Genomic DNA, 22,298 nt, shown 5'->3' with positions numbered 1-22,298 from the left:
CCTGGTATGTCAATAAAGCATAAATACTTCTCAATAAATAAAAATCAATAAGCTCAATTTTTAAGGTTGGGTTGCTGATTTCTTATCCAGAGTTAAGGTTAAGTTTAGATTATCAATTGGAAACAAAGAAGGGAAGTTTAGTGAGAATTTGGATTTAAATATAAGAGCTTAGCATTTATCAGCCCCGGACCTGTAAACACATTTGAAGACGAGATAGTCAGAAATAAAAAAGCCGATCAAGAAGATCGGCTTTATAAGTCTCAATCTGATTATAAGTCTAACGTGACATATAAACCGATTAAGATTAAGAACACACCAATACCAGCAAGATTAAAGCTAGGTGTTGTGTGCATGTCGATATCATCTAAATCTATAGCTTTTTCACTATCTTTGTTGCCACCTAATATAGTTACCAGTACAGATAGAGCCAAACAAATCAAGAAGATAAGTGCCATACGATTTAAGAATGGGATCTCAGGGAAGACAACTTTAAATACAATTGAAATCGCGAAAGAACCAATAGCAGCAACTAATGCTGAATTTACGTTCGCTTTTTTCCAGAACATACCCAATACAAATATGATCAAGATACCCGGAGTAAAGAAGCCGGTGAACTCTTGGATGAATGAGAATGCACCTTTAAAGTTACCTAATAGAGGCTGAGCAACCAACATAGCAATTGCTAAAGCAACTAAAGTGGTAATTCGACCGACTTTAACCAACTCTTTCTCTGTAGTCTTTTTCTTAAAATGAGCATATAAATCCATAGTGAAAATAGTTGAAATACTATTACACATAGATGCTAATGAAGAAACGATAGCAGCAACCAGCGCGGCGAATGCTAAACCTCGGAAACCTTCAGGAACGAGTTTTAGTAACTCTGGGTAAGCTCTATCAGGCGTATCTGCAATTTCTGGAGATAATAAGAAAGCGGCAATACCCGGAACCACTACGATAATAGGCATGAATAACTTCATGTAAGCAGCAAAACAGATACCTTTTTGTGCTTCTTGCAAGCTTTTAGCGGCAAGTGCACGCTGGATAATGTATTGGTTGAAACCCCAATAAGCCATGTTCACAATCCATTGACCACCTAATAGCATCCAAATACCAGGTAAATCATTGTAACCGTGATCGCCTTCTTCTAATAAAATATCAAATTTATCATTTGCATGCGCATATAAATAATCAGCACCTTCAACAACACCGGCAGTTGGCGCAACAAATTGTATTCCAATCGCTTCTAATGCAACGTAAAGGGTAATGATACCACCAATAACAAGTAGCACGACTTGAATAATATCTGTTAGTGCAACCGCTTTTAAACCACCATATAAGGAGTAAGCAACGGATAAGACACCTAAGAAGATTAGACCATACATAATATCTACGTTAGCAACTGTATTCATTGCTAAAGCACCTAACCATAAAACTGAAGTTAAGTTTACAAAGACATAAATACCTAACCAGAAAATAGCCAATACAGTACGTACGTTAGTGCTATATCTATGCTCTAAAAATTGAGGGATAGAGTAAATATTGTGTTTTAGGTAAATTGGTAGAATCCATTTCGCGATAATAATTAATGATGCAGCTGCAATTAATTCATAAGCTGAAATAGAAATGCCGACATCATAACCCGCACCTGTCATACCAACAATTTGTTCTGCTGAGATGTTTGAAGCGATTAATGAGCCGCCAACAGCCCACCATGGTAAAGATTTACTAGCAAGGAAGTAGTCAGATGAGTCTTTCTCGTGACCTGGTTTTTCACGCGACACCCAAGATGCGAGTGAAATGATGGCAACTATATAAATAGCAAATATAGCTACATCTATCGTAGATAAGTACATAAAAGGCAAAACCTCTGTTATGGTTTAACGTTTAACCCACTTAGCATGATTGTGTCAATTATGCATATTAAAGTGGATGGATTTAAGTAAAAAGATTTGCCAATGCGTAACCAAAAAACACTTGGAATTAATAGTATAGTTTTTCAGTTGGTTAAAGAGATTTCAACCAAAGCTTTCGCAAATTGGCTTGCAAATTAACATATGTCATACAAATAAACAATAAATATAAAAGTAAATTTAGTAAGGCATATGTTAATTTATGTCAATGAAATATAACAGAGAAACTTGTAATTGTTTGTTACCAAAATAAAAATTTACATATAGCCTTTCCAGTTTACATGTTTATTTTCTTCTTTAGATAAAACGATTAACTCGCATTTTGCGCAAATATCTTGCAGCCCTCTTTTTTTACACCAAGGCAAAAATACAGTCAAATTACTCAAACCTAAGCCGGCTGTTAGTAATCTAATGATGCATTGAGTGACTGATAATCGAGAGCCGTCTGTGTTTTGCAGTTTTAATCGCCATGTTTTCATACCCGCGGTTTGTCCTCCGCGGCGCCAAAAGTAAACGTAAAATCCAAAATAGCAAAAAACTAAATAAACCTTAAAAAACCAATTGTTTCGAAGGTACTCTGAGTCTTCAATGCCATCAGGTAAACTTGCGAGATTAAAATGTAAGAGCAATTGAAATACTAAAATACCAACCAATGTTGCTAACAGCATGATAGCGATAATGATGAGTAGATCATAAACCCAAGCGCCTAACCTACGGAAAAAGCCTGCTCGGTTATTAGAAGAAGGAGTTGCTGATGATGCCTGAGCCATAATAGAATTGAGTCAAATTGAATAATGAATCGTATTCTAATATATTCGTTAGTATTAGTCTTTATTAAAGCTAATATGCTAAGTGTATAAATTTTAAACATTTAGTCGAGTTTAAAATAAAAAAGCTTGCTAGTCATGGATAGCTTTGTATAATCTCTGTCACTTGATTCAATATCAAGCTTGTTTTAACGTGCCGGTGTGGTGAAATTGGTATACACGACGGATTCAAAATGCGTAGTGTCTTCATTAGCTCGGTTTGTAAGTCCTTGAGATTCATGATTATTTGTCTCTTAAGTTAGTTGAAAAATACATGCAAAGATTTGCAAAGTTTTTTAGCAATAAAATTTGTAGTTTTAAAGTGCCGGTGTGGTGAAATTGGTATACACGACGGATTCAAAATCCGTTGCCCTCGGGCGTGGCGGTTCAAGTCCGCCCACCGGTACCACGTTAAACTCTTCTAAATTACCCCTAGCTTAAAAATCTGCTTTAACCTTCATTCTTCGTTATTTCTGCTACTATTTAGCAAAACTCATTTAGAAAAATTTGTTTACCAAGTTATATAATTTTTACTTTTTTATCCCCTGATATTTTAAGTTCGTCATCTTCGCAACTGATTTTTGGCGATCTCCAAACTCAAATAAAAGGTTACGCTCTAGATTACATTGAGGAAGCTAGGTGGGTTTACCTTTTTTCCTAAGTTTTTGTTTGGTATGGCCTCACGCAATAACCTTTTAGCTAAGAGTAGCCGGTATCAAAGTTATTCGCTGCTCTCAAAAATGAGGGGATTTAAATCCCGACTAGCAACGATGCTATTGCTAATGCTTCGGTAAAATATTCCTTTTTAGCTATAACCTAACAGTTAAATTTATTGAAGATTGCAATTATAAGATATAAAGAAAAGAGTTTTATTGTCTCTGTTATTTTGTTTACAATTAACAAGATGGGGGTTGGCTAAATGAAAACACAATGGATACAGGAATAAGTTGCTTGTGCCTGCTTACACAGCTCAAGCATGTCGCTAGGGACTGGCAGCGACTTCAGCAAGTATTTTTACAATCGATCAAGCTACTCACCACTGGCGAATTGTTAAGCGTAATTAAACACAATAGTTTTAAAGCTACAAAGCAATTAATTCAATTTGATAATTCATTGCAAATTTCACCACAAACCTTATCCAAAATAGCTGAGAAAATAGGCATTAGATTGTTATTGCTAGCATGTCTGGGTAATCAGGTAGGCAGCTACATTCAATCCATGTTTCGGCTAATGGCAATTCACAGAACGGATAGCTGTTTAAAACAAAGATAATTAGATTCACAACAATTAAAAATAAAACAGGTCGTTATTTTCTATGAGTATTAAATTCAAATCGCTATTAATTTCCACGCTAGTTTTAGTCGTTATTTATAGTGCGATTAGTGCGATAGCAGGTTTAAGGTTTAAACAGGAGTTTGAGTTGTTAGTCACTAACAACCCGACAAGTAAGTTAAAAAGTTATGATTTTGGATTGTTCGAATCTAAAGCTGTTATTGGTATTGAAAACAAATATTTAACTGAAGATGACTTTTTAATCAGAGTTAAACATGGACCAATAGTACTTTCCCCTGACTTTCAATTTAATACCTTTTTACCAGATTTAGACTTCGCCACTTTTATTATTCGTTCTGATGTTGATAGGGCTTTATCTCAATTTAAGTTGTTACACAGAAAACTAGAGGTAGACCATTTAATTTCGGCCATTATGAAATATAGTTATTCAGGCGAGTGGCAAGCAAGGGTAATATCCAACAAAACCAATGTAACGAACGATTATATTAAGTTTGATTTTGAAGGAATGAATATATTAGTAAAACCCGATTGCTCAGAAATATGCGATACCGTGATAACGGGTAAAATTGGTCAACTTAGTTTAAAGGATTATACATCAGACTTTTCAATTGGCCCGATTGCTATTGACAGCGTAAACCCAGATTTTTCGCCAGAAAATAATCATTCGTCATTTAAACTTTATATTGAGCAATTTAAAAATAACAAAACCGATTCGTGGGATGTAAAGTCAATTACATTTAATTCAGACGCCAAACAAAACCAAAATGGTTTATTGGATTCTAATTTAAAATTAACTGTGGGTGATGTTTATACCCGTGAATCAGGAGTAACAATTGCTAATCTGACGTTTGACCTTGCAGGACAAAATTTTCCTCGTTTAACGGCAAGCGCTATTAATGCATTGAATGAAAACCCAAATCCAATTGCTGGTTTACATAAAATGTTAACACCGGTCAATCCAGAAATTTCGCCAGAGGCGACACTTAACCAGTTTAGTTTTTCTTTTGGTGCCAAAGACTACATTACCTCTTCTGCGTACATTAAATACAACCGCAATGGCTTTAGAGTACCTAACACGCTGCAGGATTTAATAAAAAATTGGCAAGCCAATATTAATTTAATTAGTACCCATGATGCACCAGCAAAGATTGCGAGAACATTAAAAAAAGCATGGGTATATTCATTTCCCCAGCAGTATAGCGTTCCATATTTTCATGGCAAGCAAGCGGCCAAGAAAACAGAAGAGTTCATCGCTAACTCGCTTGCTTCGGGGCTAATTGTAAAAACGGACGATGAATATCGTAGTGTTATGTTTTACAACCAAGGTGTGATAACTGCAAATGGTAAACGACTGACAGAAGCTGAAAAATGAAAGGTCAATATACCAAGCAACAGCCGAAATATAGAAGGCAAACGTTCACTCAGCCCAACCCACCAACACCTTTTTACAAAAAAGACTGGGGTATATTTTTAATTATTATGATTGGTTTTACTTTGTTTGCCCTTTCTGTTTTGTCAGCCGGGTTGCTGGGTGACTACTTAAACAGTTTAGAACCCAAAAGGTTATCTGGTGTGCTTGTATCCGTGGACAGCGACATTGTATCTATATCTACTCATCGGGGAAATTCATGGATTGAAAGACACGATCTATCAATACGTTTAAAAAATAATAAAACAACAAAAGTCCGTACTGGTTTATCCAAGATGCGAGCAAAATACCTCTCTGGGTATCAAGGCCCCATCACAATCGAATATTCCTATAGTGGACTTGTATTTTCTGTTTTGCTCAGAGGATCTGAAGCAATTCCGTGGTTTATTGAAACTGATTGGCTTGTTTCAAAAAAAGAACGGCCTCGTTTCTTCCCGTTCGACAAACCAATAGATTGTATTAAACAAGCTATTGATGATTTTGATATTTATTCATTAGAAAACCAACAAGCCTGTAAATCTTTAGGCATTAATATTAAGGAAGAAAATTAAAATGGCAACTAAGGCAACCAAACAACTTGAAGGCTACCTAAGTACACTGGCAGCAAATTCACAAAAGCAACGATAGATAAATAAGAGGCAGCAATCTATTTATAGCAAGGGTTTGGAGCCGTGAAAGGTTATGAGTCTTATTGTCAGCTGTTAAATAAAATTACTGAAAATTCGCTTTGCGCAGTTGTTTACAATCAAAGGAATAGGCTTGTAAGCATTGAGTAAAGTATGGTTGAGCGTTTATTGCCCCGATTTAATTTTGTACCGTTCGGCTTGATAGGTACTGATTTAAAAAGTTTTTCGCTATGCTTTGTAACTCGGTATTTTGGTTATAAGGATTATTCAGCTCTATCACTCTGCGTTTTTCAACAGATGCTTGTTTTATGATTGATTGAAACATATCTGAACTAATTAGCATATTCTGGTAACTGCCGTCATCGAGTGCAGCTTGCATCCCTTGAGTCAGATTTTTATGCAGTTCAGACTCTTGATCTTGAGTGTAAAAATATAAGGCAGCTGGGTAGGATAATATCCAATTTTTTTCTACGCTTAAGTGGTAACTTGGCCTCATCTTTAAATCCTTCCACGGTTCATGCAAGCCAAGTGGCAGGTAATCAAAACGCTTTAAATGGAGCATTTTCCATAGCTTACGCGCTTGGGTCGAAGTCACCACAGGTAAATTATTCGCTCGCAATACTTGAGTATCGCCCCAAAATTGACCTTGGCCTGCGGTTAATCCTTTTAATCCTGTCAGGTCTTTAATTTGATCAAATGTGCTTTGTTCGCCTTCTCGAATAACTAACAGCCTAAATCCTGTTAATCCTCTAAAAATAGGGTGCTTAACCGCTTGCAGTAATTGGCTCGATTGTGACCCCGTGCTTGCCCATTGTAAGCTTAAAATGCCTTTTTTTACATGTGAGGCTTTACGACCCTCTGTCAGCACTTGATTGTATTCATTTATGCAGTATTGAATGGAAGTTTTACTGAGTGATAATTTGAGTAGATCTAGAATTAACCTATCTTTGCTAGATTCTAACAAGGGGACAGTGACCTGTTTATCACATGCCAAAGCGGAAGTGGATAAACAGACAAAGCTTATGATTAATAATAATTTTCTCATTCAAGCAATTTTCTTATTTTTGTCGGTGTAATGTTTTTGCCTATCATTTTTGGGTTCATGTACTTTATCGCTTTAGTGGATGTTAATCATTTCCCACTTTTACCGCTCATTTTAGTGTAAAATACACTTCACTTGTTTTTTTGGTTACTTAATCATCTGGATATAGCTTAGCTCATATAAGGTAATATTTCATGTTAGAAAATATCGAAATTTGTCTAAATATAGATGCTGACAATAGTCACTTAAAATCCAGCCAAATATTGTCTAATCAAACTCAGCTATCTCAAGCTGTAATTAAAGATGCGATGCAAAAGGGGGCTGTATGGTTGATAAGAGGGAAATCCAAACAAAGATTAAGACGTGCAAGCAAGTTGCTTCAAGTTGGGGATCAATTAGCGCTCAACTACAACCCTGAATTGTTGAGTTCAACTGTTCCTCAACCTAAATTAATTCATGATGCGGGCGATTATAGTATTTGGTTTAAACCTTACGGGCTGAACTGCCAAGGTAGTCGATGGGGCGACTTTGCAAGTATAGGGCGCTGGGTTGAAATTAACTTACCCAGATTAACTAACACAACTGAACGCCCCGTGTTTTTAGTGCATAGATTAGATAGAGCTACAACTGGCTTGATTTTATTGAGCCATAGTAAAACCTCAGCGCGCTTATTTAGCGATATGTTCCAAGCCGGTCAAATGGATAAAGGCTATCAAGCTATTGTTCAAGGTGATTTTTCAGGCTTTGGGCTAAATCACAAACTTGAATGGCCAGTACAAGACAAAAAAGCTGTCAGTATTTTTTCTCATGTGGATCACTGTGATGGCGTTTCCTTGGTGGATGTTAAGTTATTAACGGGACGAAAACATCAAATCCGACAGCATTTAAGTCACTTGGGTTATCCTATCTTAGGGGATAGGCTGTATGGAAATCAAACGTCCCATACCAAAGATTTACAATTGCAATCAGTGTCATTGCAATTCAAGTGTCCATTCTCTCAAAAATTAAAGCACTATAGAGTAGAGCCTAAAATGCAGCTTTCTTTAGATAGTTGAAGCTAAATATTTTATTTTAAATCATTAATTTAGTTTATTTTCTCAATGTATAAGCCTTAATCTCCATTTTAGGGGTTATTAAATATTGTAATTGAAATAGTTAAATATACTATGGCCATCATTTTGTTTAACTGTAATATTAGCTCCATTGCCACCGGTGGCTAAATTGGGTTTGTCGGTTTTAAACAGAGAGAGCCCCTTTAAATATCTTGGATTTATATGAATAAAAAGCATTTAAGATTAGTTATTCCATTTTTTGCAACGCTCTGTTTAATTTTAGGGTGCAGTGAGGATGTTAAGATAAGTTTTAATTCCAAGCCTAATACATTACTTGCTCACAGTTATTATACTAACCCTATTTTGCATATTGACTATTCTGATCCTGATGTAGTCGCCGTTGGCAGCAATTATTACATGACGGCCTCTAGTTTTAATGCTGCGCCAGGACTACCCATATTACATTCAACAGATTTAGTTAACTGGCAATTGATTAACTATGCTTTGCCGTTACAAATTCCAACTGTGCATTATGACACGCCTAGGCACGGGGAAGGTGTATGGGCGCCTAATATTCGTTTTCATGCCGGAAAATATTGGATTTTTTACCCAGATCCTGATTTTGGTATATATGTGACAACAGCTAAAGATCCTGCTGCTACCTGGTCTGAGCCTAAACTTATTCTTAAAGGTAAAGGAATTATAGATCCAACTCCTTTATGGGATCATGATGGTCAGGCTTATCTTTTACATGCATGGGCTAAAAGCCGAGCTGGTTTCAATAACGTATTAAGTTTAAGAGAGATGTCAAACGATGCCTCATGGGTATCTAATGAATATAAAAATATCGTAGATGGTCACAAGTTAAAGCATTTTAGAACCATAGAAGGACCTAAATTTTACCAACGTAATGGTTATTATTATATTTTTGCGCCAGCTGGCGGTGTAGATTTAGGTTGGCAAACTGTTTTTCGAGCAAAAAATATTGAAGGTCCATATGAAGCCAAGGTAGTTATGGAGCAAGGGCGTAGCCGAACTAATGGCCCTCATCAAGGCGCTTGGATACACACAGAACAAAACGAAGATTGGTTTATACATTTTCAAGCCAAAAAAGCATATGGTCGAATTACGCACCTTCAACCTATGAGGTGGGTTAGCGACTGGCCAATCATAGGTATAGATGCCGATAATGACGGTATAGGTCAACCCGTTGCGCGTTTCATCAAACCGAAAACTCTTTTTCCATCAGCAAAGAACCAACTAAAAACAACAGATGAATTTACCTCTGATGGGTTAAATTTACAATGGCAATGGAATGCGAACCCTAAAGCTGATTGGTATTCTCTTACTGAAAATCCAGGGTATATACGTTTATATGCGCAGGATAAGGTTAAAACCACAGGAGATAATTTATGGATGACCCCATCACTACTTGTACAAAAATTGCCCGCTGAGTCATTTGAAGCTATCGCTAAGTTCCAGTTTTCGGCGAATAAAGCAGGCATGCAAGCAGGTTTGAGTATTTTCGGAGAAGATTACGCATGGATTGGTATCTCAGAAAATCAATCAGGGGAACACGAAATTGTTTTTATGCATTGCCATGGGGCCCGAAAAGGGTGTGATGAAAAGCAACAAGAGAAACAAGTTGCCAAATTAACAACCAATGAAATTGAGTTGAGAGTATTGGTTCAGCCGGGAGCTGAAGCTATTTTTAGTTATAAAACACCTGACATGGAGAGGTTTCGCATTATCGGAGAACACTTTTCGGCTAAAAAAGGGCGTTGGGTTGGCGCTAAAGTCGCATTATTTGCTGTTGCGCCAGCCAAGGATAAAACTAAGTACGTAGATCTAGATTATATTCGTTTTAATGAACTAGATTAAGGCTCTGATTTATAAGGTTTTTAACTAGATTGTTTGCCATTTGGCTGACATCAAACCCTGAAATAAGTCTAAATATAAAGGCTCATATATGATAAGAAAAATAATATTAGGTAGTAGTATTTGTGTGGCAGTGCAGTTACTTTCTGCTTGTGCCACAATCAACCCTCAAGCTAATGGTAACCCACTTAATTTTGGCGACAATATTAGAACGGCGGATCCTTCTGCTCACGTTTGGTCAGATGGAAAGATGTACCTTTACACCTCACACGACCAAGAATGCCAGCAAGATTTTTGGATGAAAGACTGGTATGCATTTTCTTCTAGTGATTTAGTTAACTGGCAAAAACATGGCCCTTTAATATCTGTAGATGATTTAGCTTGGGCAGACAATTATGCTTGGGCGCCCGATGCTGCCTATAAAAACGGCAAATATTATTTAATTTTTCCTGCAGGGAAAGGACACAAAGATAGAAAAAATCCTGAAAATAGTACTAAATGGATGGGCATAGGAATTGCCGAAAGTGATTCTCCGACAGGTCCTTTTATAGATAAAATTGGAGCGCCGTTATGGCAAGTGCCGTATGCGAATGATCCCAGTTTATTTATTGATGATGACGGCCAAGCATACTTATATTTTCATGCCACTAATCACGATTATTATGTGATTAAAATGGCCGAAGATATGCGTAGTACTCAAGGCGGCTTTATCAAAATGGATATGGGAGGTTACGAGCCTAAAATGGAAGGACCTTGGGTATTTAAACGAGGTGATAATTACTATTATACTATGCCGGAAAACAACCGTGTTTTGACCTATTATATGGCCAAATCGCCTCTAGGTCCTTGGCAGTATAAAGGTGAGATTATGGCTCAAGAAAATCAGAGCAATAATCATCATTCCATTGTTCAGTATCAAGGCCAGTGGGTATTGTTTTATCATAGATGGTTGGATATTAATTCAAACTGTGGCCGACAAAGGCACACAGCAGCTGAGTTACTATACTTTAACCCAGACGGAACGATTCAACCTATCAAACGCACCGCGGCAGGTGTCAGCCATTTTTTACTCAAGCAGAAATAAATCAATTCTGGTTTTAAACTAACTGCGTTTCAGCTACTGAAACGCAGAATAACTAAAATAACCTATCGCTCAAAAATAGCACAAGTGTCAACAACTCCTAGAGTATCGCTCTGCTCCAGCCACCATTGAACGCTTGATAAGCTGAAATTTTAGCCAGAATAAATTGAACCTTAGAGTCAACTTCTGCTTGCTTGGCTAATAGAGCTTCTTGTCTAGCCGTTAGTAAATCTAAATAAGGTACTTTTCCTTCTTCGTACATAGCGAGCGCTTGCGATTGAGCTTGCTCTGCGTGAAATAAGCGCTTAGTCGAAAATTGACTGATCTGCTTTGCATTTTTTATTTGGCTTAAGCTTAATTGAGAGTGAGATATTACTTCAATCAGCGTGTTTTCATATTCAATAAGCTGAGCTTCACTGAGAAGCGCTTGCGCCTTAGCTTGTGCTTTTAAAGCGGGTAAACTGAGTAATGACCAAGTTAACTTAGGTGTAACAGACCAAGCATCATGGTTACTGGATAAATCACTACCCACAGGGTTGAGTAGGCCAGCAAAACCTGTAATCGAAATACTCGGGTATAAAGCAGCTTGAGAAGCATCAGAAAGTGCACTTTGTTTCAAGAAATCATATTGAGCCATGATAATCTTAGGATGCTGTGCTATGGCTTCTTCTGGCTTAACTACACTGATAGTTAAATCTAGTTCTTGGTTGACTAGCTCAGGTTCAAAAATCAAGTTTAACTTTTCTGTGGTCACACCTGTTAAAGTGGCAAGTGTTACTTTATGTCTGAATAATTCAGATTTTATTTGAGGTATTAAAGCTTTTTGTTGATTGAGCTGAGCATAAGCACGGTTTAAATCTAAGTTAGATGCAAAACCTTCGTCAACTCTGGCTGTTAAAACTTCAATACTTTCTTCTAACACAGCAATTTGCTGCTCAAGTATTCTGAGCTTAAGTTGGTTGCCTTGCCATTGAAAAAAGCTATTATTTGTTCCAGTGATGACTTCTGATAATAATAAAACACTTTGCTCTTTCGCTTTTAAACTATCGGCTTGAGCAGCCTTCACTAGAGCTGATAATCGGCCAAATAAATCTATTTGCCAGTTAGCAGAAACGCCTAAACTGGACTCTGAGCTGATTTGACCATTTACTGACTGACGAGTCGTTTCAGCGCTCAACCCACCTTGAGGCCAGTGCTGGTTTTCTTCATAACCAAGCATGCTCATACTTGCACTATAGCGTTTTTGAGCCGCTCTTAAGTTATAGTTTGAGCTGATTGCTTGTTGAACTAAATTATTAAGCTGCTGGCTTTTATGGGATTTCCACCATGCATGTTGTGCCGATTCACTTGTTAGTGAATTGATGTACACTGTTGAGCTTGTCAATTGGTTTGGCTCAAAGTTATCCGCTGTTGAAGAGCAGCCAACTAACCAAATAGAAAAAGCAGACAATACTAAACTCTTTTTCATATTAAACATTAGGCTGCTCCTTTGATTCTAGGTTGTTTTCCATTTGGGGTAACGTCTTTGATTTCTCTTCTTTGGCGACTAGCGCATAAAACACAGGAGTGAAAATTAAGCCAAAAAATGTAACACCTATCATGCCTGAAAAAACAGCAACACCCATAGCATGGCGCATTTCGGAGCCTGCTCCAGATGCTAGAACAAGTGGTACAACACCTGCGGTAAATGCAATCGAGGTCATAAGAATTGGTCTTAATCTCATTTGCCCAGAGCGTACAATTGCTTGTAAACGGCTCAGTCCTAGTTGTTGTTGTGCTTTCGCAAATTCAACCATAAGGATGGCGTTTTTACAGGCAAGCGCGACTAATACGACTAAGGCTATTTGAGTAAATATATTATTATCACCTCCAACTAACCAGACACCCAGTAAAGCGGAAAAAATGGTGAGAGGTACTATTAGTACAATAGCCAATGGCAAGCGTAGGCTTTCGTATTGGGCTGCAAGTACCATAAATACTAGGAGTACGACTAATGGAAAAATGTAAACCATAGTGTTGCCAGCAAGTATTTGCTGATAAGTTACCTCTGTCCATTCAAATTCAAAACCATTTGGCAAATGCTCATCTAATACAGTTTCAATTGCTTGTTGAGCTTGACCTGAGCTGTAGCCGAAAGCAGGGCTACCATTTAGCTCTGCACTTGGATAACCATTGTAGTGCATAACTCTATCAGGTCCTGTTGTTGGTGTGACTTTTATAACCGAGCCTAACGGCACCATCTCGCCTTTTCTGTTTCGGACTTTAAAGTTTAATATTTGCTTTGGCTCTATTCTAAAGTCGGCATCTGCTTGTGCATTAACCTGAAAAGTGCGGCCAAACATATTAAAATCATTAACATATAAAGAGCCTAAATAAATTTGTAACGCATCGAATATTTCTGATAAAGCTATGCCTTGTAACATGGCTTGTTCTCTATCTATTTCTATATCCATTTGTGGTACTTGAACTCTAAAGCTTGAGTAAAGCCCCATTAATTCTGGTTTTTTTTGCGCTGCATTAATTACACTTTGTAAGCTGTTAAATAAGCTCTCAAAGCCTTGATTACTTCTATCTTCAATTTGAAGTTTAAAGCCACCTGTTGTACCTAATCCTAAAATAGGCGGGGGTGGGAATACAGCGACAAAAGCTTCATCAATAACCGAAAATCGTTTATTTAATTCAGCTGCAATCGCAGCCGCAGATTCCATTTTACTTGCCCGTTGTGAAAAATCTTCTAAAGGAAGAAATACTACAGCGCTGTTTGAGCTATTCGTAAAGCCATTAATAGATAATCCAGGGAAGGCAACCGTATTGGCTACGCCGTTTACAGTTGCTGCTATTTTTGACATTTCTAACACGACTTCTTCTGTTCTATCTAAACTAGATGCATCTGGTAGTTGTGCTGCGGCAACTAAATATTGTTTATCTTGTGCTGGAATAAATCCGCTGGGTACTTGGTTAAATAAGCCTCCAGTAGAGCCTAGTAACCCAAAATACACTATAGACACAAACAAACTAAATCTGACTAGTTTCTTTATAACGCTTTGGTAATTTAAAGAGGCTTTATCAAACAGTCTGTTGAAGGGTTGAAAGATAAACCGACCAAAACATTTATTTAAAACTTGGGTTAACCAGTCGGGTTTTGCATCGTGAGGCTTGAGTAATAATGCAGATAAAGCCGGAGACAAAGTTAATGAGTTAAATGCAGAGATTAAAGTTGATATGGTAATCGTCAGTGCAAATTGTTCATAAAACTGCCCAGTTAAGCCAGTTATAAATGCAGTCGGGATAAATACAGCACATAATACAAGCGCAATAGCGATTATCGGACCTGTTACTTCTGTCATTGCCACACGAGTTGCTTCAACAGGGGAGAGACCTTTTGATATATTTCGTTCTACATTTTCAACTACTACGATAGCATCATCAACAACTATACCTATGGCGAGTACTAAGCCGAATAAAGAGAGCGTATTAATACTAACGCCTAACCAGTGCATTACTGCAAATGTACCCACAAGTGAAACAGGGACAGCAATTAATGGGATAATAGACGCACGCCAGGTTTGTAAAAATAAGATAACAACGACTACGACCAATATAATGGCTTCAGCAAGGGTTTTAATAACAGCTGTAATGGAATCTCTAACAAAAACAGTTGGATCATAAACTATGTCGTAAGTGACCCCTGCTGGAAAATCCAGAGATAAGTCTTGCATTGTTTGACGCACTTGATCGGATAATTCTATTGCATTAGAACCTGGGCGCTGAAAGATAGGCATTGCAACAGCCGATTGTCCATTTAACATAGATCTTAACGCATAAGTATCTTGCCCAACTTCGACCTTAGCAACATCTTTTAATCTAGTTATTGAGCCAGTTGGATCTACTTTTATGATGACATCTTCAAACTCTTTGATACTGCTTAAGCGTCCTTTTACATTGAGCAATATTTGGAATTGTGCATGATTCGTTGTAGGTTGAGCGCCTAAAGAACCAGCCGCAACCTGTTGATTTTGTTCGCGTAATGCATTTACTACATCGCTGGCCGTTAACTGCCTAGAGGCTAGCGCATCTGGGTTTAACCAAACGCGCATCGCATATTTACCGCCACCAAACACTCTTACTTCACCAACGCCGCCTATCCTTGCAATTTGGTCTTTTACGTAAAGATCTGCATAGTTAGATAAGTAATCACTTTCTCGGCTGTTGTCTTCAGAGAATAAGTGCACCACCATAGTTAAATTTGGAGATGATTTTTGCGCAACAACACCTAACCTTTGTACTTCCTGTGGCAGCCTAGGAATAACTCTATTAACTCTATTTTGAACTCTTACTTGGGCTCTATCTAAATCAGTGCCAAGCGCAAAAGTAACCGTTATGCTCATGCGGCCATCACTTGTTGCTTGAGATGACATATACAGCATATTTTCAACGCCATTAATTTCTTGTTCTAATGGCGTTGAAACGGTTTCAGCTATAGTTTGAGGATTTGCTCCTGGAAAATTTGCTGTAACAACAACAGTTGGCGGTACAACTTCAGGGTACTCACTTATTGGTAACTGAAATAATGAAATAGCCCCCCCAATTAAAATAATTAGAGATAACACGGACGCAAAAATAGGGCGTTTTATAAAAAAATGAGAAAAATTCATATAGGTATCTTTAATTTATCGAAGTTAATAGGCTATCTTGAGGAGACTTATCTAAAGTAAAAGCAATATTGGATAGATCTAACTGTGTTTGCCTTGGACTAACAGGCATACCCGGACCTACTTTTGCTGGACCATTAACGGCTATGATGTCTTCAGCACTTAAACCTGAGTCTATTGCTCTAAATTCGCCATATTGATCGCCTAGCTTTACCACCCTATATTCAAGAATATTGTCTTTATTTAGCACTAGGACAAACTTATTTTTCAGATCTGTGCCTATCGCTTTTTCAGGGATAATGATTTTATTTTGTTCTTCACTGCTAGAAATTTTTACTCTGGCAAATGAGCCTGCTCTAAGTTGATTTGAGTTAGCTGAAAAAGTCGCTCTCACTCTCAGCGTACCAGTTGATGTATTGATTTGGTTGTCGATAAAGTCGACTTTTCCAATATGCTCAAAATCTTTGTTGCCTAGCAACTGCATGACAACCGGTAGCTGATCACTAGCACTTGTACTCGCAAAATATTGATTCCAAGTTCGCTCATCAATATCAAAGTAAGCATACATTTTTTGGCTAGAAACTATACTGGTTAAAATACTTTGCTGTGCTGTAACTGAGTTGCCTTGGGTGATTTCTGCACGCGAAATAATGCCATTTATTGGTGATTTGATTTGAGTAAAGTCGAGATCTAATTGCGCAGATGCTAGTTGTGCTTTTAATGCAGAAACTTCAGCTTGAGCTTGTTTTACTGCTGTTGTTCTTGATTCTACTTCTTCTTTTGAAATTGCATTTCTGTTACTTAATCTCACAGCTCTTTCAGCTTCACTAACTGCTTGTTCTAAACTCGCATTAGCACTTGCAACTTGAGCTGTTAACTTTGCTACCTCAGCTTCAAAAATTCTAGGATCTAAGCGGAATAATAAATCCCCTTTATTCACTTTTTGACCTTCAATAAACTCGATTGACTCTAATACACCGCTAACTCTAGGCGTTAAAGCAACTTGCTCTGGTGCTTGTAACCTTGTGGTATAGGTAAACCAAGACTGAACAGGTTTAGAGACCACATGAGCTACATCTATTGAGGTAAGCGGGCGGGCTTGTGCCTGCGAATTTGTTTGAGGCGCTTCACTACAAGCCGTAAGCATTAACCAAACTAGGTTTAAGCTAATTAAGGTTTTAAAAGAGGCTGATGACATTTACTATCTCCAAAAATCAAGTTGAGCGAGCTGCTGTTTGGGGGCGATTCTTCATGTTTATTAAGGCATGGCAATTGAAGTATTACAGGCCAAATAAATGAGTAATCAAGGCGTTATACTTGTGTAAACTTTCCATGTTTTGTACCCAAATAGGAAAAGGTAAAAATTTTCGCCTTTTTAGGTTCGCCCCAAGTGTAAACAGACACTTAAAAATAAATTATCCATATGATAAATGTTATTGATGCAATAATTAGCGTTTATTTGTCATTTTATTGATGCCATAATGGAATCAATAAAATGGTTTTATCGGAGTGAAAATGGATACAACAAGTCGCCTTCTGATGTTTTTAGAGGTTGTGGAAAGAGGGTCTTTTGCTAAGGTAGCCGAATTTCGTAGCCTTGACCGATCTGTCGTTTCTAAGCAAATGAATAAGCTAGAAAGTGACTTAGGCCTACGCTTATTAAACCGCTCAACCCGCTCATTTTCTTTAACTGCGGGAGGAGCTGAGATGCTGAAAAAAGCGAAAGAAATTCGGGAGCTGCTTGGCGAAACTATGCAGATAGCGGAAAATTTTAACACCGAACCTAAGGGTCTATTAAAAATGACAAGCTCGCCGATTCTTGGTCGGCGTTATATTCAGCCTGTTATAAATGACTTTCAAAAGCGATACCCTCAGGTTGAAGTGGAGTTAAGGCTGGAAGATAGGGTTGTGGATATCGTCAGCGAAGGCTATGACCTTGCTTTTAGAATTGGCGAACTTAAAACATCTAATTTAATTTCAAGGCATATTGCTCGAAATCGCCTACTGATTTTAGCTACCCCAGAATTTTTAAATATCTATGGTACGCCAAAAAATATAGAAGAACTCGCTAAGCTGCCAGCTGCTACTTATTCTAGCAATAGTTTAAGGATAAACAGTCTTAACTATATTGATGATAATGGGGAAGATGCCAGTATTGAAATTAATAGCTGCTTCCGCTCCAATGATGGTGAGTTATTGATGCTTAAGGCGTTGTCTGGTACTGCATATTTTGTTGCGCCTGCTTTTTTGATTGAAAATGAGATTCAACAGGGGTTGATAGAACCAATTTTAACTCAAGTTAGACTGCCTGAATTTGGGTCTATTAGGGCTGTTTACCCGCACAGGGGCTTACCTGTTAGAACTCAATTATTTTTGGATGCAGTAAAAGAATATATAGGTGAAGCAGAGCCTGTTTGGGAAAAAAACATTCCTGATTTTGAATCAATGTACCAGTTTAAAAATACGCTTAAGCAGGATTAAGTTAGTTTGGCTTCTATACATTGATTTCGACCATTTTCTTTAGCTTGATATAATGCTTTGTCTGCCAAAGCATATAAACGATCATAATTTTTTATTTGCGAGTTGCCCTGTACACAGACCCAGCCACAACTCGCCGTAGTGCTAGGGGTTGTCACGGCTGGCGATGTTTTTATGACATCATTAAAAAGCTGGCGAATGGAAGCTTTATCCTTGTCCGTTACTATGACAATGAACTCTTCACCTCCCACTCTAGATACAATATCTAACGCTCTTTTGAATTTTTTTGCCAGTAAATCCGAAAATTGAGTCAAAACAGTGTCGCCGGCTTGATGACCATGGATATCATTGATTTTTTTAAAGTTATCTAAATCAAAAATGGCAAATGCGAAAGCGTAATTTTCTCTCGTCGCAACTTGCAAAGTCTTTTCGTAGGACGCTATCAAGCCCCTTCGGTTGAGTAATTGGGTTAAAGGATCTTTGATGACTAGGGTTTGTAACTCATTTTGGATTTTTGTTAGTCGGCTAATATCTGTGCCACTAAAAAGTAAGTAGTCTTTGTTATCTATTCGGGAATAATTACAGTCTATTTCAAACGGAACTTTTTCTTTATCTAGATTGATTAAGTTGGCTTCTATTTGCATCACTTTCTTTTTTTGCAGCTCGGCAACAAACTTTCTCCATTCTGCTGGGCTGTTAAAATAATCAGTAAATGACATGAAAGAATGCGATTTTATCGCTAATTCAGATACCCCTAAAAAACGACACACTTGTTGGTTAAAGGTAATAAACAAGCCGACTTCCGGCTCACACACCATCATCAAACTTTGGCTATTTTCTATTGCTTTTCTAAGTAGGTTTAGTTCTCGGTTGGTTTTTGCTTGGGCTAACTGGTTTTGCTTTTTCTCTATAATATTTTTAACTGTGATTTCTAGTCTAGATTGGGATAAATCACTTTTGTTTAAGTAATCATCGGCGCCAAGTTTAAATGCTTTGGTTGCAATTGTCTCATCGCCAAAACCGGTTAAAAAAAGAATGCCAGAGTAAGGGGAGTGCTGTTTTATTGCATGGATTAACTCTAATCCATTTTTATTATTTTCTAGCTTGTAATCCAGCAGGACACAATCAATGTTAACCGACTTGAATATTTGCGGGATCTGATTCGGGTCTTCTAATGTTAGGACTCTGTATTCATCTTGGTTCTTGGTTGATTCCAGAAACCGAGTGTAGATAGATTTATCAAGTTCAGAGTCATCAATAAGCAATACAACATTATGCATATTGAACAGCCTCTAGCCAAAATTTAATGGTTATTTTTAATTGTTCACTAAAGCGATTGTAGTTTGGTTGCTTTACTACATAAGCATCTGCCCCTGCTTGGTATGATTGGCTAATATCTTTATCATTATTAGATGACGAAAACATAATGAATTTAGCTAAACTGGAAGGCAGTTGAGGCTTTAACTTAGTGAGTAATTGTTTGCCACTAATTCCCGGTAGGTTAATATCCACTAGAAACAGCGCTTTTTGAAATTTCAGCTCTTGCTCGGCAAAATATTGGATGCAAGTTTCAGCACTTTCAAATCGAACAAGTTGATATTCTTCATCTAATTGATGAAGTTTTAAGCTACGTTTTACCGCTATGTAATCCATTTCATTATCTTCTATTAGGAAAATAATTTTTTGATTTTGCATCTAATTTAACTCCGAATTAAGTTTGCAGCTAATACTTGTACCTTGTCCTAATTTTGATTCCACTTTAAGTTCACCTTCATGTAACTCAACTAATTTTTTGACAATTGATAAGCCGATACCATCGCCTTCTTTAGTATGGTTCAAACGTTGGAAAATAGTAAATATAGAATCTATGCTGTCCTGATCAATTCCATCGCCATTATCAGTTACACTTAGCCAACCATCTTGATTGGTACTCACGGTTATTTTTATAGGTGTTTTACTCGTGTACTTTACACTATTAGATAGTAAGTTTTGCAATATTTCATACACAGATATTTTATCCGCACAAATTTGTGCGCCTTGGAGATCGGTTGTTAGCTCTACATCTTTAAGTTGAGGTAGGGTTAATTTTAAATCATCAATAATTTCTTCTAGGTTGATTTGTTCACGAATAATGTCTCGTCTTCCTGTTCTTGAGTACAGTAATAATGAATCAATTAATAAAGATAAGCGGACGGCAGATTTAGATATTTTATTTAAATATTCTATACCTTCTTGCTCTAATACATTTTCGTAATCTTCGAGTAAAAATTGGCTTAAGTGTTGAATGCCTCTTGCTGGCTCTTTTAAATCATGGGAGGCAACATAGACAAACTCATCAAGCTCTTGGTTTTTACGTTTTAACTCCTCAAACATTTGTTTCAGTTTAAGTTCATCTGATTTCTTTCTATTAATGTTAGATTCTATACCTAACATTCTTAGCGCTTTACCGTCTTTATTTCTGGCAACTACTTGTCCTCTAGTTAGTAGCCACTCTTCTTGATTGTTATTAATGATTCGGTATTCGGCTTCAAATTGTTCGGTTTTACCTTCTAAGTGATTATTTATTTGTTCTTCAACAAAAGGTAAGTCATCTGGGTGTACTCCTTTCGCCCAAACGTTGTAATCCCAAAATGCTTCTTCTGGTAAATGATGTAAGGCTTTTAATTGCGGTGAGGCTTCAACTTTATTGTTTTCTATATCCCAATCATATAAGCCATCGTTAATGGCATTTATTGTTAGCTGATATCTATCTTCGATTTCGCTGAGGCGAACTTGATCGGTTACATCAACTGCAAACCCAACTAAAAATATAACGTCATCATATTCATTTTTTACTGCTATCCCTTTATCGCGAATGTATCGGATAGTTTGATCCTTTAATAAAATACGGTACTCAAGGTCCCATTGTTTATCTATATTCTGCTGGATTTCTTGCTTAACTCTGGGCTGATCTTCAGGGTGAACTCTGTCAATCAAGCTAGCCGGGTTACTATATAAAGATTCGCAACTTTGCTGCCAGATCACTTCATACGCTGGGTTTACATATAAGATTTCAGATATCTTGGGTGTCGACATCCACATAACCGCATCGACACTTTCCGCTATCGTCCTAAATTTCTTTTCTGATTCATTTAACTTTCGGGTGGCTTCTGCTGCGACTGTGTTATCTGTAATACTTGCTAAACAGTAGTGCTCTCCTTTTGATACATAGTCTTGAAGTTCTATAATCAATTTTTTATTTTGCTTGCTGGGCGACAGGTAATCGATTTCACGCCCAAACGCCATTGCATTTGAGCTTCCATCTTCTTGATTTTTAAAGTAGTTACTTAGCCAGTTTTGATGATTGCCTTTCATATGTGGCGCGACTAGATCGGATACATTAACATTAAGTAAATCGTCATTTTCAAAAATTGAACAGGCGGCTTTGTTCGCTCTTTTTATTGTACCAGCAGGCGTCACTAGGATGAGTCCTAATGCAGCTGTATCAATTAGCGCATTTAGGTTTTTTTCAATTTCAGAGCGTTGCTCTATTTCAGCTTCTAACGCTTTTGTTCTATCTAAAACTTTTTGTTCTAAATACTCTCTGAGTTGGATTAGCTCTTCACTTTTTAAATTACTAATTTGCAGTTCATTTTTTAGTTCACTATTAATATTATTTAATTCTAAAATACTAGGGGCAGATAACCAGCTAGGCAGATCTCTCCAAACTTTTATCGCTGTGATTGCTGAAACCATAGCCGTAATGACTTTAATTACACCTTCAAAGTGATAATAGCCGTGCCATATATTTACCATGCCTACAATATGAGTTAATCCACAACAAACAATAAATAAAGCAAATAACTTGATAGTTGAATCTATCGGTAGAGGTTTTTTGTTTAAGTAAAATAGCAGTGCAAGCGGGATAGCAAAGTAAGAAATAAAAATAATAATATCTGAGCCCACATGCATAAAGAGTAAATCAGGCCGCCATAAAAAGCAGTGCCCGTGGGGCATGAAGCTCCCATTGAGTAAATTATTGAAGAATGTCATGGTTAAATTCCTATTCTTA

The 22,298-nt window shown here is 37.2% G+C and carries 16 protein-coding genes and 1 tRNA gene; 8 read left to right on the top strand and 9 right to left on the bottom strand.

All coding sequences use genetic code 11. The features are described from left to right. Window positions 1-269 precede the first annotated feature (269 nt). Together XM47_RS08170 and XM47_RS08165 are read right to left on the bottom strand one after the other, a co-directional pair. Window positions 270-1,853 (bottom strand): sodium:solute symporter family transporter, encoded by a 1,584-nt coding sequence (locus XM47_RS08170; protein WP_048691495.1) that lies wholly within the window; start codon window positions 1,851-1,853, stop codon window positions 270-272. Between the two features lie 314 nt (window positions 1,854-2,167). After that, window positions 2,168-2,680 (bottom strand): RDD family protein, encoded by a 513-nt coding sequence (locus tag XM47_RS08165; RefSeq protein WP_048691494.1) that lies wholly within the window; start codon window positions 2,678-2,680, stop codon window positions 2,168-2,170. A gap of 360 nt (window positions 2,681-3,040) precedes the next feature. On the opposite strand from XM47_RS08165, the gene XM47_RS08160 reads away from it, so the two are divergent. From XM47_RS08160 to XM47_RS08145, 4 genes are all read left to right on the top strand, one after another. Beyond that, window positions 3,041-3,125: transfer RNA gene (locus XM47_RS08160), tRNA-Leu, on the top strand. Between the two features lie 521 nt (window positions 3,126-3,646). Further along, on the top strand, window positions 3,647-3,988 hold the full coding sequence (locus tag XM47_RS08155; protein WP_149865483.1) for a hypothetical protein: 342 nt from the start codon (window positions 3,647-3,649) through the stop codon (window positions 3,986-3,988). 43 nt (window positions 3,989-4,031) lie between these two features. Beyond that, window positions 4,032-5,381, top strand: coding sequence for a DUF945 family protein (locus tag XM47_RS08150; protein WP_048691492.1), 1,350 nt, complete (start codon window positions 4,032-4,034; stop codon window positions 5,379-5,381). Then, window positions 5,378-5,989: a hypothetical protein gene (locus XM47_RS08145; protein WP_048691490.1), complete on the top strand. Its 612-nt coding sequence runs from the start codon at window positions 5,378-5,380 to the stop codon at window positions 5,987-5,989. The genes XM47_RS08150 and XM47_RS08145 overlap by 4 nt, the downstream gene beginning before the upstream one ends. Window positions 5,990-6,242: 253 nt before the next feature. Here XM47_RS08145 and XM47_RS08140 read toward each other — a convergent pair whose 3' ends face one another. Continuing rightward, window positions 6,243-7,109, bottom strand: coding sequence for a hypothetical protein (locus tag XM47_RS08140; RefSeq protein WP_048691489.1), 867 nt, complete (start codon window positions 7,107-7,109; stop codon window positions 6,243-6,245). Window positions 7,110-7,300: 191 nt separating this feature from the next. Here XM47_RS08140 and XM47_RS08135 point away from each other — a divergent pair, with 191 nt between their 5' ends. From XM47_RS08135 to XM47_RS08125, 3 genes are all read left to right on the top strand, one after another. Beyond that, window positions 7,301-8,161 (top strand): RluA family pseudouridine synthase, encoded by an 861-nt coding sequence (locus tag XM47_RS08135; protein WP_048691487.1) that lies wholly within the window; start codon window positions 7,301-7,303, stop codon window positions 8,159-8,161. Between the two features lie 219 nt (window positions 8,162-8,380). Next, a complete protein-coding gene (locus XM47_RS08130; RefSeq protein WP_048691485.1) occupies window positions 8,381-10,039 on the top strand; it encodes a glycoside hydrolase family 43 protein in 1,659 nt (552 codons plus the stop codon). Between the two features lie 88 nt (window positions 10,040-10,127). After that, window positions 10,128-11,120 (top strand): family 43 glycosylhydrolase, encoded by a 993-nt coding sequence (locus XM47_RS08125; protein ID WP_048691484.1) that lies wholly within the window; start codon window positions 10,128-10,130, stop codon window positions 11,118-11,120. A 97-nt stretch (window positions 11,121-11,217) separates the two neighbouring features. Here XM47_RS08125 and XM47_RS08120 read toward each other — a convergent pair whose 3' ends face one another. From XM47_RS08120 to XM47_RS08110, 3 genes are read right to left on the bottom strand one after another with little or no spacing between them, the layout of a single operon-like run. Continuing rightward, window positions 11,218-12,594 (bottom strand): TolC family protein, encoded by a 1,377-nt coding sequence (locus XM47_RS08120; RefSeq protein WP_048691482.1) that lies wholly within the window; start codon window positions 12,592-12,594, stop codon window positions 11,218-11,220. Continuing rightward, window positions 12,587-15,772 (bottom strand): efflux RND transporter permease subunit, encoded by a 3,186-nt coding sequence (locus XM47_RS08115; protein ID WP_048691481.1) that lies wholly within the window; start codon window positions 15,770-15,772, stop codon window positions 12,587-12,589. Before XM47_RS08115 ends, XM47_RS08120 begins: the two co-directional genes overlap by 8 nt. Window positions 15,773-15,782: 10 nt before the next feature. Further along, window positions 15,783-16,967, bottom strand: a complete 1,185-nt coding sequence (locus XM47_RS08110) for an efflux RND transporter periplasmic adaptor subunit (RefSeq protein WP_048691479.1) — start codon at window positions 16,965-16,967, stop codon at window positions 15,783-15,785. 317 nt (window positions 16,968-17,284) lie between these two features. On the opposite strand from XM47_RS08110, the gene XM47_RS08105 reads away from it, so the two are divergent. Beyond that, window positions 17,285-18,250 carry a LysR family transcriptional regulator gene (locus XM47_RS08105; protein ID WP_048691477.1) on the top strand — a complete coding sequence of 322 codons (966 nt, stop codon included), beginning with the start codon at window positions 17,285-17,287 and terminating at the stop codon, window positions 18,248-18,250. Here the strand turns inward: XM47_RS08105 and XM47_RS08100 are convergent. From XM47_RS08100 to XM47_RS08090, 3 genes are read right to left on the bottom strand one after another with little or no spacing between them, the layout of a single operon-like run. After that, complete coding sequence (locus XM47_RS08100; protein WP_048691476.1) at window positions 18,247-19,527, bottom strand: diguanylate cyclase; 1,281 nt, start codon at window positions 19,525-19,527, stop codon at window positions 18,247-18,249. The two genes, XM47_RS08105 and XM47_RS08100, sit on opposite strands and share 4 nt — an antisense overlap. Further along, on the bottom strand, window positions 19,520-19,942 hold the full coding sequence (locus XM47_RS08095) for a response regulator (protein ID WP_048691474.1): 423 nt from the start codon (window positions 19,940-19,942) through the stop codon (window positions 19,520-19,522). Before XM47_RS08095 ends, XM47_RS08100 begins: the two co-directional genes overlap by 8 nt. Next, a complete protein-coding gene (locus XM47_RS08090) occupies window positions 19,943-22,279 on the bottom strand; it encodes a PAS domain-containing protein (RefSeq protein WP_078061868.1) in 2,337 nt (778 codons plus the stop codon). It abuts the gene before it with no gap. Window positions 22,280-22,298: the final 19 nt, after the last annotated feature.

The sequence above is a fragment of the Catenovulum maritimum genome, assembly GCF_001050375.1.
Lineage (GTDB): Bacteria > Pseudomonadota > Gammaproteobacteria > Enterobacterales > Alteromonadaceae > Catenovulum > Catenovulum maritimum.
The sequence above is the reverse complement of the archived record's forward strand: the minus strand, read 5'-3'. Positions and strand labels throughout refer to the sequence as shown.

Coding starts and splice junctions, on each gene's coding strand:
- XM47_RS08170 (WP_048691495.1), bottom strand. CDS start 1,853: ATGTACTTATCTACGATAGATGTAGCTATATTTGCTATTTATATAGTT.
- XM47_RS08165 (WP_048691494.1), bottom strand. CDS start 2,680: ATGGCTCAGGCATCATCAGCAACTCCTTCTTCTAATAACCGAGCAGGC.
- XM47_RS08155 (WP_149865483.1), top strand. CDS start 3,647: ATGGATACAGGAATAAGTTGCTTGTGCCTGCTTACACAGCTCAAGCAT.
- XM47_RS08150 (WP_048691492.1), top strand. CDS start 4,032: ATGAGTATTAAATTCAAATCGCTATTAATTTCCACGCTAGTTTTAGTC.
- XM47_RS08145 (WP_048691490.1), top strand. CDS start 5,378: ATGAAAGGTCAATATACCAAGCAACAGCCGAAATATAGAAGGCAAACG.
- XM47_RS08140 (WP_048691489.1), bottom strand. CDS start 7,109: ATGAGAAAATTATTATTAATCATAAGCTTTGTCTGTTTATCCACTTCC.
- XM47_RS08135 (WP_048691487.1), top strand. CDS start 7,301: ATGTTAGAAAATATCGAAATTTGTCTAAATATAGATGCTGACAATAGT.
- XM47_RS08130 (WP_048691485.1), top strand. CDS start 8,381: ATGAATAAAAAGCATTTAAGATTAGTTATTCCATTTTTTGCAACGCTC.
- XM47_RS08125 (WP_048691484.1), top strand. CDS start 10,128: ATGATAAGAAAAATAATATTAGGTAGTAGTATTTGTGTGGCAGTGCAG.
- XM47_RS08120 (WP_048691482.1), bottom strand. CDS start 12,594: ATGTTTAATATGAAAAAGAGTTTAGTATTGTCTGCTTTTTCTATTTGG.
- XM47_RS08115 (WP_048691481.1), bottom strand. CDS start 15,772: ATGAATTTTTCTCATTTTTTTATAAAACGCCCTATTTTTGCGTCCGTG.
- XM47_RS08110 (WP_048691479.1), bottom strand. CDS start 16,967: ATGTCATCAGCCTCTTTTAAAACCTTAATTAGCTTAAACCTAGTTTGG.
- XM47_RS08105 (WP_048691477.1), top strand. CDS start 17,285: ATGGATACAACAAGTCGCCTTCTGATGTTTTTAGAGGTTGTGGAAAGA.
- XM47_RS08100 (WP_048691476.1), bottom strand. CDS start 19,527: ATGCATAATGTTGTATTGCTTATTGATGACTCTGAACTTGATAAATCT.
- XM47_RS08095 (WP_048691474.1), bottom strand. CDS start 19,942: ATGCAAAATCAAAAAATTATTTTCCTAATAGAAGATAATGAAATGGAT.
- XM47_RS08090 (WP_078061868.1), bottom strand. CDS start 22,279: ATGACATTCTTCAATAATTTACTCAATGGGAGCTTCATGCCCCACGGG.